Origin of the sequence: Pseudomonas sp. GD03858 (genome assembly GCF_029840925.1) — a bacterium.
Taxonomy (GTDB): Bacteria; Pseudomonadota; Gammaproteobacteria; order Pseudomonadales; family Pseudomonadaceae; genus Aquipseudomonas.
Genome location: NZ_JAOCDM010000045.1, coordinates 23,865 through 36,894, shown reverse-complemented (window position 1 = coordinate 36,894; position 13,030 = coordinate 23,865). Strand labels below are relative to the sequence as shown.

General features: G+C 65.8%; 10 protein-coding genes. 7 read left to right on the top strand and 3 right to left on the bottom strand.

Annotated features, from left to right (window positions below):
• The first annotated feature begins 320 nt into the window (after nt 1-320).
• Genes N5D48_RS13835 through N5D48_RS13820 form a run of 4 tightly spaced genes read left to right on the top strand, consistent with a single transcriptional unit; the run spans nt 321 to nt 5,904 of the window.
• Nucleotides 321-1,667 carry a hypothetical protein gene (locus tag N5D48_RS13835; protein ID WP_279885074.1) on the top strand — a complete coding sequence of 449 codons (1,347 nt, stop codon included), beginning with the start codon at nt 321-323 and terminating at the stop codon, nt 1,665-1,667.
• Nucleotides 1,668-1,699: 32 nt separating this feature from the next.
• Nucleotides 1,700-3,940, top strand: a complete 2,241-nt coding sequence (locus N5D48_RS13830) for an Ig-like domain-containing protein (protein ID WP_279885073.1) — start codon at nt 1,700-1,702, stop codon at nt 3,938-3,940.
• A gap of 17 nt (nt 3,941-3,957) precedes the next feature.
• A complete protein-coding gene (locus N5D48_RS13825; RefSeq protein WP_279885072.1) occupies nt 3,958-4,428 on the top strand; it encodes a curlin in 471 nt (156 codons plus the stop codon).
• Between the two features lie 30 nt (nt 4,429-4,458).
• Entirely contained in the window at nt 4,459-5,904 is a 1,446-nt protein-coding gene (locus N5D48_RS13820) for a curlin (protein ID WP_279885071.1), read from the top strand.
• 159 nt (nt 5,905-6,063) lie between these two features.
• Here the strand turns inward: N5D48_RS13820 and N5D48_RS13815 are convergent, their stop codons facing one another.
• Complete coding sequence (locus N5D48_RS13815; RefSeq protein WP_279885070.1) at nt 6,064-7,083, bottom strand: LacI family DNA-binding transcriptional regulator; 1,020 nt, start codon at nt 7,081-7,083, stop codon at nt 6,064-6,066.
• A gap of 208 nt (nt 7,084-7,291) precedes the next feature.
• Here N5D48_RS13815 and N5D48_RS13810 point away from each other — a divergent pair, with 208 nt between their 5' ends.
• The 3 genes from N5D48_RS13810 (at nt 7,292) to N5D48_RS13800 (ending at nt 9,708) form a co-directional block, all read left to right on the top strand.
• On the top strand, nt 7,292-7,831 hold the full coding sequence (locus N5D48_RS13810) for a gluconokinase (protein ID WP_279885066.1): 540 nt from the start codon (nt 7,292-7,294) through the stop codon (nt 7,829-7,831).
• A 119-nt stretch (nt 7,832-7,950) separates the two neighbouring features.
• Complete coding sequence (locus tag N5D48_RS13805; protein ID WP_279885064.1) at nt 7,951-9,303, top strand: GntP family permease; 1,353 nt, start codon at nt 7,951-7,953, stop codon at nt 9,301-9,303.
• Nucleotides 9,304-9,408: 105 nt separating this feature from the next.
• Nucleotides 9,409-9,708, top strand: a complete 300-nt coding sequence (locus tag N5D48_RS13800) for a hypothetical protein (protein WP_279885063.1) — start codon at nt 9,409-9,411, stop codon at nt 9,706-9,708.
• Between the two features lie 145 nt (nt 9,709-9,853).
• Here N5D48_RS13800 and N5D48_RS13795 read toward each other — a convergent pair whose 3' ends face one another.
• Complete coding sequence (locus tag N5D48_RS13795) at nt 9,854-11,281, bottom strand: sigma-54 dependent transcriptional regulator (protein WP_279885062.1); 1,428 nt, start codon at nt 11,279-11,281, stop codon at nt 9,854-9,856.
• A complete protein-coding gene (locus N5D48_RS13790; RefSeq protein ID WP_279885061.1) occupies nt 11,247-12,743 on the bottom strand; it encodes a HAMP domain-containing sensor histidine kinase in 1,497 nt (498 codons plus the stop codon). The genes N5D48_RS13795 and N5D48_RS13790 overlap by 35 nt, the downstream gene beginning before the upstream one ends.
• Nucleotides 12,744-13,030: the final 287 nt, after the last annotated feature.

Sequence of the window (13,030 nt, the reverse complement as noted above, 5' to 3'; positions counted from 1 at the left end):
GCCAAGGCGGGCAACCATGGCCTCACAGGTTCGGCACGTTGCAACAAATGTAGGAGCGGCCTTGCGTCGCGATGCGCCGCGCGGGCGGCGCTCGATCTCATAGGCGCTGCAACTCTCTCGACAAACACCTGGCAGCCTCACCCCATTCCCCAATGCTGGGTCCCCCCGCCCACCCGCAACACCCCGCCGAACATCGCCAGCCCCCGCCAACCCCCTGCCCCAGAGCCCCCGCACACCTCCCAAGCAAACCTGGCACAACAGTTGCCGGTCCCTCCCCAGACGCCCCAACCCATGGGCCCGTTTGCAGGAGGAATCGACTCATGCACCGACCGACACCCCACCCGCTGGCCGTCGCCATCTTCGCCGGCCTGCTCCATCTACCCGCCCAGGCTGCGCTATACGCAGTCGACACCGGCCCCTACACGTTGCCCACCGGCAAGTTCCCGGCCTGGTACCAGGACAGCCATGGCCGGGTCCTCGACCTGTGCCTGTCCAAGGCCGTCAGCTCGCGGGTCGCCGGTGCCCCAGGCGCGCCGTCGTACATGTGCACCCTGCTGCCGACCCCGGGCGTGTTCGACGACACCCAGCCGATCGTCTTCCCCAGCAATTTCCCCGATGAGGCGTTCTGGTTCACCGCCGACGCCGCCATCGTCGACGCCGCCCGTGGCATCGACCTGAGCTTCGGCTCGGCCATCGAGGCGGCGTTCAGCGCCGAGGAGCCAATCGACGGCGACCAGGTCAGCTTCGCCCGGGTCCGCATTCGCGTCGATGTGCCGGTGGCCGGCACCTATGTGATCACCCACCCCTACGGCGTCGAAGTGTTCGATGTGCCCGCCGCCGGCCGGCGCGCGATCAACATGACCCGCGACATCGGCATCGGCTCGCCGGGCGACCACAGCGGCGCGCTCAAGGGCGACGTCGGGCCGTTCCTGCGCAGCGTCAACGGCCCGTATACCGAGACCAACCCGGTGTCCGGCGCCAGCGAGCGTTTCGTCGGCGACCCGAACCTGGAAGAGCCAGTCACCGGCAGCCCGTTCAACACCAACTTCGTGCGCATCGAAGGCCCCAACGGTATCGACCTGCGCACCGAGCTGTTCGCCATCTCCGGCAAGCTGTCCACGGTCAACCGCCCCACCCCGCTGATCCCGCTGCGCAGTACCTATTCGCGGCACAGCGTGAACGGCGACCTGCGCGCCCAGCAGGATGTGTTCGCCATGGCGCCACCGGCGCCGGCCACGGTCACGCTGTCCAGCCAGACCCCCACCCTGCCTTTGACCGAAGCCAACGGCACCGGCGCCTGGTATGCCCAGTCGGCGCTCAATCCCACCTTGCCGCTGACCCTGCAGGTGACCGCCGACAACAGCCTGGCCATCGCCACCAGCACCCCGACCAGCGCGCCGATGCCCCTGGTCGACCTGGTGACCATCAGCCGCGCCGAATACAGCCTGGCCAGCGGCCAGTTGACCCTGGTCGCCAGCACCAGCGACGAGACCAGCCCGCCGGCCCTCACCGCCCATACCGGCAACGGTGCGCTGATCGGCGGCCTGAGCGGCAACGGCGCGGTGAAGACCCTCAGCACCGGGCTGTCGCCGATTCCGCCGGCCAGGGTGCAGGTCACCAGCGCCAATGGCGGCAGCGACAGCGAAGACGTGGTGCTGGTGCCATGAACAGACAAAGGCCCCGCCTTCAAGGAGGCAGCATGAACACATGGTCACGCCGGGCGCTGTGCGCCGCCGGTTTCACCCTCACCGTGACCAGCGCGGCCTGGGCCGCGCTGTCGGAGGTCGACCCAGGCCCCTATACCTTCGCCACCGGGGGCTACCCCATGTGGTACAAGGACGCCAACGACCTTGCCCTGGAGCTGTGCCAGTCGCGCGCCACCAGCAGCCGGGCTCCCGGCGCGCCAGGTGCGCCGGCCTACCTGTGCACCCTGCTGCCCGAGCCCGGCGTCTATGACGACGCCCTGCCACTGGTGTTCCCGGACAACTGGCCGCCAGAGATGTTCTGGTTCCTCGCCGAAACCGAGATTCCCGAAACGGGCAACAGCGGCTACGAGCTGGAAGTCTATGTGGCGGCCCTGGAAGCGGCCTTCGCCGCCGAAAATCCGGTCGACGGCGATCAGCAGAGCTTCGCCCGCATCCGCATCCGCGCTTCGGTGCCACGTGCCGGTACCTATACCGTTACCCACCCCTACGGCGTGGAGACGGTCACCGTGGCCGCCAACCAGGTCGGCCGGCGGGCGATCAACATCACCCGTGACATCGGCATTGGCGCCCCTGGCAACTTCAGCGGCGCGCTGAACGGCAACCTCGGCCCGTTCCTGCGCGGTGTCGGTGGCCCATACACCGCGGTCAACCCGGACACCGGCGCCACCGAGACCTTCATCGGTGATCCGAATATCACCGAGGCGGTGACCGGCAGCCCGAACAACACCAACTTCGTGCGCATCCAGGGCCCGGCAGGCACTATCCAGACCAACGCATTCACCGTGTCCGGCAAGCTGCTCGACCAGCGCCAGCAGACCCCGGTAACCCTCGAGCGCGCCACCTACCAGCGCAATGCCGCCGGCACCCGCGTCGAGGTCTTCGCCAAGGCGCCGAACAGCGCCAGCCTGTGTCTGCGCAACGGCCTGGCGCTGATCGGCACGCCGCCGTCGCCCTGCCAGTTCGGCATGCTCGCCGACAACAACGGGCTGTTCTTCAGCCAGCAGTTGAGCCAGGCCGTGCCACCGTCGGTGGTGGTGGTCACGGCCAGCAGCCCCGCCGGCAGCACCCGGCCGACCGCGCTGTCGAGCAAGCTCAGCGATGTGGTGAAGGTCAGCACCGCGCGTTACGACTGGGCCGCGAAGCGACTGGTGATCGAGGCCCGCTCCAGCGACGAAGTGCTGGTGCCCGATCTGCTGGTGCAGGGCTTCGGGCGCATGTCCAAGGCTGGCGTGCTGCAGAGCCTGACGGTCAACGACCTGACTCAGCCACCGGCCACCATCACCGTCAAGTCCGCCCACGGCGGCAGCGACGTGGAGCCGGTGGTGGTGGTCGGCAGCGCGCCGGTGCAAGCCGAGAACCAGCCACCGCTGGCCCAGGCCGACACCGGCAGCACCAGCGTCGGCGTGCCCGTGACCCTGAACCTGCTGGCCAACGACAGCGACCCCGACGGCAACGTGCCGTTGGCGATAACCGACCTCACCCAGCCCGGCACCGGCCTGGGTGGCGTGGTCCTCAACGGCAGCACGGCGGTGACCTACACCCCGCCGGCCGGCGCCACCTCGCCGCTGGTGGCCACGTTCAGCTACCGCGCGCAGGACGCCAAGGGCCTGAAGTCGGCGATTGCCACGGTGACCGTCAACGTCGCGCCGAACCAGCCACCGACCGCCGTGGCCGACAGCGTCGCCACCCTCGGCGTGCCGGTGACCATCGGCGCCCTGGCCAACGACACCGATCCGGAAGGCAACCTGCCGCTGACCATCGCCAGCGTCACCCAGCCGACCCCGGCCGGGCGTGGCACGGTCAGCACCGACGGCAACGTGATCACCTACACGCCACCGGCCACGGTCAGCTCGGCGTTCAGTACCAGCTTCACCTATATCGCGCGTGATTCGGTCGGTGGGCTGTCGACGCCGGGCACGGTCACCGTGCAGGTGTCGCCACGGCCTGCCCAGGAAACCTTCGCCATCACCGCGGCGACGGTCACCGCCCGCTCGAACAACCGGTACAACTGGGACATCAGCGGCACGTCCTCGGTGACCACCGGCAACACCATCACCGTGCGGGTCACCACCACCAGCGGCGTGCAGACCCTGGGCACCACCACGGTACCGGTGACCGGCCGCTGGCGCCTGGCGGTGAGCAACAGCACCACGGCGATCCCGACCGCCAGCCCGACGGTGACCGTGACCAGCAGCCAAGGCACCACGCGCACCAGCAACGTGACCGTGCAGTAGCGCCTCGGGAGGACGCCATGAAACGCCTGTATCCACTGCTGCTGTGCCTGGCCGTCATCGGCCAGGCCAGCGCCGACGACCTGATGGACAACGCCGACCTCGCCGCCGGCAGCGACCTGGGCGAGCCCCTTGTGGTGCGCCTGCTGCCGGCGGGCAATGGCCAGGTGGCGGTGATCGAGCAGCAAGGCACGGGCAATCGCGCCGCCCTCGACCAGAACGGCCAGGCCCTGTTGGGTCGGATCGTCCAGGCCGGGGGCGCGCAGGAGGCTTACATCCTGCAGGAAGGCAGCGACCTGATGGCCGCGATCAGCCAGCAGGGCTATGGCAACAACGCGACGATCCGGCAGGCCGGCAGCGGCAACAGCGCCACCATCGAGCAGCTCGGCAACCTGAACAACGCCACCATCGACCAGCGCGGCACGGGGCTCAACAGCTCCGTGACCCAGGCCGGCAATGGCCAGCAAGTCCATATCACCCAGTATCGCTAGACCCGTACCGACAAACCTGGAGGCACCACCATGCACAAGCTCGCCCCCCTGAGCGCCGCCATTGTCCTGGCCCTTGCCGGCCAGGCCATGGCCGACGACAGCACCTCGACCCAGACCCAACAGGGCGCCCAGAACATCGCCGAGGTCAAGCAGACCCTGGCGCCGTTCGCCTCGGCCACGCAGAACCAGGCCGGCCATGACCACAACCACATGGCCGTGCAGGACAACAGCACCAGCCACATCCAGCAGAGCGCCACCGGCTCGTTCAACGCCGGCTACGCCGAGCAACTGTATGAAAACGGCAGCCAGATCACCCAGCACGCGGGTGGCGAACTGAACGACGCGTTCGCCAGCCAGTCGGTGGGCGAGAACAACGAGGCATTGCAGACCCAGGCCGGTGCCGGCAACCGCTCGATCATCTGGCAGGACACCCAGACCGGCAGCAAGGCCACCACGCTACAGTCGGGCTTCGGCAACAGCGCCACCGTCGAGCAGTTGTTCGGCGGCAGCAACAACAAGAGCGTGATCATGCAGCTGGGCACCGACAACCAGGCCGCCGCCGAGCACATGACCCACCGCGACGGCGATATCGCCATCTACCAGGAGGGCAAGCAGAACTGGGCCTATGGCGACCAGCGCGACGGGCTGGGCGGCACCATCGGCATCAACCAGTACGGCACCGGCCATTCGGTGGAAGTCTGGCAGGACAACCAGACCGCCAGCCAGGCCAGCGTCCAGCAGAATGGTCAGCTCAACGAGGGTTACATCGACCAGAGCTTCGGCCAGAACAACAGCGCCAACCTGAACCAGAGAGGCAACGGCAACGCCAGTTGGTCGGACCAGTTCGAGAGCAACCAGTCGGTGACCAGCATCTCGCAGGACGGCAACAAGAACCTGCACTTCACCTACCAGACCGGCGACAACCATAGCCTGACCATCAGCACCGTGGGCAATGCCAACAAGATCATGGCCAGCAACTGGAAGGGCGAGAAATCCGGTGGGCAGTTCGGCGCCAACCAGCGTGCCGAGATCAACCAGAACGGCCACGGCAACAGCGTCAACATCACCCAGGAAGGCAACAGCCAGGTTGCCCGGCTGAACCAGAAAGGCCTCTTCAACAAGATGGAGACGCATCAGGTAGACAGCAACAACGAGCTGTACTTCGAACAGAATGGCAACGACAACCTGCTCATCGCCGATCAGCGCGGCACCGCCAACTACGCCGAAGGCCTGGCCGCCGGCAGTGGTGGCAGCATCACCGTCGAACAGTCCGGCAGTGGCAACCAGAGCTACACCTACCAGCTGCACGGCTACGGCAACGAAGCCACCATCAAGCAGACCGACGGCGTCAACCTCGCCTACGTGACCCAGGCCGGCAACGCCAACCAGGCGTTTGTCGACCAGAGCGGAGCCAGCCAGACGGCCACCATCACCCAGTACGGCAATGCCAACATGGCGACCGTTACCCAGCAGTGAGGTTCTCCCTCCCCCCTTGGACCGCGGTGTTGGCTCTCCCTGGCACTGCGGTTCCTTTTTGCTTCAGGTTCGAGAATGCCGGTTTTGATTTTTCATGCGGATTCGCAGGCGATGTTGATTGTTCTGGCCCTTTCGCGCGCAGGGCGGGAGCGTGAAGCCTCAGGAACTCTCGCGCACCATCAGCTCGAACCCCAGGTCCTGCTGCTCCTCAGCCACCCGCTTGCCGTCGAGCATCGCCAGCAAAGCCTGCGCCGCCCCTCGCCCGACCGCCGCCCGCGGCGTGCGAATGGACGTCAACCGCGGCACCATGTGCGCCGACCCCGGCAGATCATTGAACCCGACCATGGCCACCTGGCGTGGTACTTCGACCCCCTCGCGCAGCGCCTGCAGCACCGCCCCCTGCGCCAGGTCATCGTTGCAGAAGAAGATGCCATCGACATCCGGCGCCCGCGCCAGCAACCGACTGAACAGCACGCCGCCCAGGCCAATGGAAGACGGCTGCGGATCCAGCACCTCCAGCTCGGGCGCCTGCAGCCCGGCTTCGGCCAGCGCCTGGCGGAAGCCTTCGGCACGCTGCATCACCCTCGGGTCGAGCTGCGCCGCGATGAACCCCAGGCGCCGCCGCCCGCGCTCGATCAGGTGCCGCGCCGCGGCGCGCCCGGCCTCGTGCTGGGAGAAGCCCACCGACAACGCGCCTGTCGCCCCGCCCAGCTCCATCATGTGCACGCACGGCACCTGGCTGGCCGCGAGCATCTTGCGCGCGCCTTCGCTGCGCTCAAAGCCGGTGAGCAACATCCCGCACGGCTGATAGGCCAGGTAATTGCGGATCAGGTTCTCCTCCTCGGCGATATCGTAGTGATAGTTGCCGATCAGCACTTCCAGCCCACGCGGCCGCATCACCTCATGGATCGCTTCGAGGGTGTCGATGAACAGCTGGTTGGACAGCGACGGAATCAGCACCACCACCGACTGGCTGCGCGCCGAAGCCAGGGCGCGGGCCGCCGGGTTGGCGACATAGCCGAGGCTGGACGCCGCGGCCAGGACCTTTTCCACCAGCTCGGGCGCGACCGTGCTGACCCCGCGCAGGGCGCGGGAGGCGGTGATGGGGGAAACCCCGGAAAGCCTGGCGACTTCCGCCAGAGTGGGACGACCAGTGGTACGCGAGCCAGTACGAGACATGAGTGTTGTAATTTTACTGCTTGCAGGAATGGGGAACGGTCACTAAGGTAGCGCTGTCTCTGAATGCAGGCAATGCAATCTTGGTAGCAGGCATGCGTTCAGCGTCCATACTGCCAAAGACAAGATCAATAAAACCCGGGAGGGTCGCGTTGTCGTGTTTGGTCCGCCTTGACCAAGACAGCGCTATCTCACCCAGCAGGAGGTACAGATGAACCCTTCCCTGTCCGCGATCGTGGTCATGGGCGTGGCCGGCTGCGGCAAGAGCAGCGTCGGCGCCGCCATCGCCACCCGCAGCGGCGGCCGCCTGATCGAAGGCGATGCCTTTCACCCTGCCGCGAACATCGCCAAGATGAGTGCCGGCATTCCCCTGGACGACGACGACCGTGCCGGCTGGCTGGTACTGCTTGGCCAGGAACTGCAGGCCACCCTCGCCGCAGGCGAACGCCCCATCCTCACCTGCTCGGCCCTCAAGCGCCGCTATCGCGACACCCTGCGCCAGGCCGTGTCCGAGCTGTGCTTCGTGTTCCTCGAACTGACCCCGCAGGAAGCCGAGAAGCGCGTGCTCGCCCGCCCCGGCCACTTCATGCCGGCCAGCCTGATCGACAGCCAGTTCGCCGCGCTGGAAGCGCCGCACGGAGAGCCCCTGACCCTGGCCCTGGACGCCACCCGCCCGCTCGCGATGCTGGCCGAGGACGTGCATCAATGGCTAAAGCCCAACGGTGAGCAGGCGCTGGCGCGGACTGCCTGACCCGGCGGTTTTTCCAGCTCACCAAAGACAGCGCTGTCTCCCAAGCCTCTGATGGCCAATGACGCAAGACACGCGACACCAAAACAACAACGAAACGAAAAGACCGAGGTTCACGAACCATGTTCGGACTGGCTACCGATACCTTTCTGCTACTCGACGCACTGGTCACCATCGTCGGGCTCATCCTGCTGATCACCCACTTCAAGGTTCACCCCTTCGTCGCCCTTACCCTGGCCGCGGGCTTTCTCGGCCTGACCTCCGGCATGCCGGTGGCCAAGGTGATGAAATCGTTCCAGGACGGCTTCGGCGGCGTGCTGGGCTTCGTCGGCATCGTCCTGGCCCTGGGCACCATGCTCGGCAAGCTGATGGCCGACTCCGGCGGCGCCGACCAGATTGCCCAGACCCTGATCCGCGCCTTCGGCAAGCAGAAGGTGCACTGGGCGATGATGTTTGCCGCCTTCCTGGTGGGGATCCCGCTGTTCTTCGAGATCGGCTTCGTGCTGCTGATCCCGCTGGTGTTCATCGTCGCTCGTCGCTCGGGCGTGTCGCTGGTGAAGATCGGCATCCCGTTGCTGGCCGGCCTGTCGGTGGTGCACGGCCTGGTACCGCCACACCCGGGGCCGCTGCTGGCGATCGGCATCTTCCACGCCGACATCGGCAAGACCATTTTCTACGGCCTGCTGGTGGCGCTGCCGACGGCGGTAATCGCCGGGCCGCTGTTCGGCAATTTCATCTCGCGCTATATCCCGGGCAATCCGTCCCAGGAGCTGATGGACCAGATCGCCCGTGAAACCAACCAGCAAAACCTGCCGAGCTTCACCGTGACCCTGGTCACCGTGCTGCTGCCGGTGGCGCTGATGCTGCTCAAGACCTTCGCCGACGTGGTGCTGCCCGCCGAGCATATCGTGCGTCAGTGGATGGACCTGATCGGCCACCCGATCACCGCCCTGCTCGCCGCCCTGCTGCTGGCCTTCTACACCTTCGGTTCGGCGCGCGGTTTCAGCCGCCAGCAGATCATGAAGATGCTCGACCAGAGCCTGGCGCCCACCGCCGCCATCGTGCTGATCGTCGGTGCCGGCGGTGGCTTCAAGCAGATGCTGGTGGACACCGGCGTCGGCAACGTGATCGGGCAGATGGCGGTACAGGCCGAGATCTCGCCGATCCTGCTGGCCTGGCTGGTGGCGGCGGTGATCCGCATCGCCACCGGTTCGGCGACCGTGGCCACCATCACCGGCGCCGGCATCGTCGCACCGGTGATCGACCTGGTGCCCGGGGTGAACCGCGAGCTGCTGGTGCTGGCCACCGGCGCCGGCTCGCTGATCCTGTCCCACGTCAACGACGCCGGTTTCTGGCTGGTCAAGCAGTACTTCAACATGACCGTGGCGGAAACCTTCAAGACCTGGAGCATGATGGAAACCATCCTTTCGGTGGTCGGCATCATCTTCATCATGCTGCTGTCGCTGGTGGTGTGACCGTTGATCGCCGCAATGGCACCTTGCTGACGGGGTCCAGGCCCAAGTGAGACAGAGGCCCTGCGCTGGCAGGGCCGCTTTCTCCGTCGCAAAGGAGCCTGCCCGATGAAACACGCCTTCCTCCTGGCCGCCCTGCTCGCCTCGCCCCTGGCCTTGGCCGTGGGCACCGGCACCACCTATCCCGACGATCCGCACAATCCGGCGCCACAGCCGGGCGTCGACAGCACCCTCAATCCGATCGAGAAGCCCATGCCACGGGATACGGACCCGAGGATCAAGGGCAATGACCCGCAACGCGCGCCTGCCGAGCAGAACGATGCTCGCGATCTGCCGGGGATGGGCGACAGTGGCTCGGAGGGCATGGGGCGTGAGGGTGACGGGTCAGGAAACACCGGGAAACCTTGAGCGCACACCCCTTGTAGGAGCGGCCTTGTGTCGCGAAAGGGTCGCGAAGCGGCCCTTACAATCTTTGCATCAATGCTGAAATCCCGGGGCTGCTGCGCAGCCCTTTCGCGACACAAGGCCGCTCCTACAGGGATCGCGCCGCTACTCACCACTGCCGTTTGTCCGGCCTGCTCAGCCCCAGCTTCTCGATCTTGTAGCGCAGCATGTCCCGCGACAGACCCAGCAGCCGCGCCGACTTGGTGACATTCCAGTCGGTGCGATCGAGCGTGCGGCAGACCATGTCGCGCTCCATGTCCGGCAGGCTGCCGGAAAGCTCCGATTCGTGGCGATGCGCATCGAGAACGGCAATGGTCGACGGCTGCGCCATGGGCTCGTCGACCAGGGTCATGCACAGGTTCAACTGATGCGCGCCAATCACCTCGCTGGGGGCCAGCAGCACGGTCTGCTCCAGCATGTTGCGCAATTCGCGCACATTGCCTGGCCAGCCATACCCAAGCATCAAGGCCTCGGCCTCGGTCGAGAAGCGCAGGTTCGGCTTGCCATAGCGGCGCCCATGGTGCGCCAGGAAATGCCGGGCAAGACGCAGGATGTCCTGGCCGCGAGCATACAGCCGCGGGACCTTCAGCGCGATGATGCGCAGGCGGAAGAACAGGTCTCGGCGGAACTTGCCCTGCTGGACCATCTGTTCCAGGTTGCAGTTGGTGGCACTGATCACCCGCAAGTCCACCTTGCGTTCCTTGACCGCGCCGATGCGGCGGATGCAGCGGTCCTCCAGGAGTTTGAGCAGCTTGGCCTGCAGTACCAGGTCCATTTCACCGATTTCATCGAGGAACAATGTGCCGCCATCGGCCGCCTCGACCAGGCCGACACGCCGCTCCTTGGCATCGGTGAACGCGCCCTTCTCGTGCCCGAACAGCTCGGCCTCCAGCAGGTTGGCCGGAATCGACGCACAGTTGAACTCGATGAACGGCCCCTTGGCCCGGCTGCCATCGAAATGCAGGGCACGGGCCACCAGTTCCTTGCCCGTGCCGGTCTCGCCCTCGATCAACACCGGCGGCAGGTCGTCGCTGGCCATGCGCCGCTCGGCGTCGAGCAACTGCCTGAGCGTGTGCTTGAGCTCGAGCATCACCGGCGACTCGCCGATCAGCGCCTGCATCCCCGACTTCTGCGCCTCGCGCTCCTGGTAGAAGGTCAGCGTGCGCTCCATGCGCTCGGCAGCCAGGGCCTTGTCCAGCATCAACTTGAGCTCGGCCAGCACCACCGGCTTGGTCAGATAGTGAAAAGCGCCCTCTTTCATGGCCAGCACCGCGTCCTCGACGTTGCCGTAGCCGGTCATCATGATCACCTTGAGCTCCGGCGCCTGTGCCACCAGGGTCCGCAACAGCTCATGCCCGCTCATGCCAGGCAGCGAGTTGTCGGTCAGCACGGCATCGGGCTGAATGCGCTTGACCTGCTCGAGGGCCAGCTCGGCGCTATGGCACACCGAGACCTCGAAGCCCTTCAGATTCAGGTAGGTGCGAATATTGTCGGCGAGGATCTCATCGTCCTCGACCACCAGGATGCTGCGCTCCATGGTCCCCTCCCGCTGCGATATTGAAAGTCAGGCTGACGCGGGTTCCTTCCTCTTCGCGGCTGCTCAGTTCGACCGCGCCGCCAAAGCGTTCCATGATCCGTTTGACCAGGGCCAGGCCGACGCCCAGTCCGCCCTGCTTGGTCGTGAAGAATGGCTTGAACACCATCTGTCGTTGCTGCTCGCTCATGCCTTTGCCGGTGTCGCTGAGCTGCAACTGGGCCTGCTGGCCGTCGAGCTGGCGTACCTCGGCCCGCAGCACGCCGCCTCGGGGCATGGCCTCCAGCGCATTGGCGAACAGGCTGTTGAGAATCTGGGTAAGTTGCAGCGGCTGGCTCGCCACCCACTGCGCCTGCGGCCCTTCGAGGCTGAAACACACGCCGTTGCGCTCGATCTGCGGCGCGAAGGTCTGCCGTGCATCCTCGATGGCGGCCACCAGGTCGACCGCTTCCGCTTCATCGCTGGCGGGGCGCAGCGACACCAGCAGATCGCGCACCCAGCGCGACATGCGATCGACCTGGGTGATGATGTCGCCAATGTTCTTGCGCGCCGCCGGGCTGGCGATCTCCTGGGCCAGCTCGGCGCTGGAGCGGATGTTGGCCAGCGGGTTGCGCAGGCTGTGGGCCACCGCCGAGGACATCTCGCCCAGGGCCACGTAGGTCTCGCTGGCCACCAGCCGGTCCTGCTGATGCTGCAGCAGGCTCGCGGCGCGGCGCACGATCCAGAACAGCCCGAAGTAGATCAGCGCGCCACCGGCCAGCGTGGAGACCCAGATCAGCACATAGCCACGCTGGATCCGCCGCACCAGGTCCTGGGGTTCCTTATAGATCTCGACCATGCTCAGTACCTGTTCGCCCTGGCTGTCGAACAGCGGAATGTAGTTCTCGATGAACAGCAGCCTGGGCTCGCGCTGGAACTTCTGCTCCTCACGGTCCTCATCGGCCTTGTGGTAGCTGGCCGACACCGACTGGCGCGACTGGAAGGCATGCTCGAGATCGTCATCGCCCTCGATACGCTTGCCGATCAGTTGCGGGTTGGTCGACCAGACCACCGTGCGGTCCCGGGCATAGACATTGGCCAGGAGGATGTCGGGCAGGTGTTCGACATGATCGAGGAACTCGACCCGGGTGGACTGGGCCAGCTGCGGCGTGAACTGCAGGTGCTGTTCATCCAGCCGTGGGTCGAGCAGCTCGCCCATGGTGACGCCCGGCGGCAACTGTGAGTGCCGTACCTCGGCCTGGGCCATGGCCTGGATGAACTGGGCGGTGAGCATGGCGTCGCGCTCGACACTGTCGCGCACCACGAAACGGGTCGACACATACCCCAGCCCGCCGGCGACCGAAGCGATGATCAGCAGGCTGACCAGCGAGAACCAGCGCAGCAGGTTGAACTCGCGCGGCGGCGAAAGCAGCCCCGGGATAGGGGTGACGGCTTTGTCGGGGGACTCGTTCTCGAGCGTCTGCATCGCTTCATATCCGCCTGGAGGCCGGTGATCGTCACCCGCGCGCCGTCGCTACTCGCGGTAGCAAAATCCCTGGCGGCGTCATGCCTGTCGTCGCCACCCTGGGGTCGAGAAGGGTCTAAGCAAAAACTTGGCCAGCGAAAAATAAAAATCATTTTTATATATAAATCATTTGCTTAGAGCTTAAACCTAAACTCGAAAGAAGAAGAATTCCCCAGATGTGGGTAAAAACCACACGATTCAATAAAAACAATAAAAATCACTAAGTTAAAAATCTTATCTGATAAATA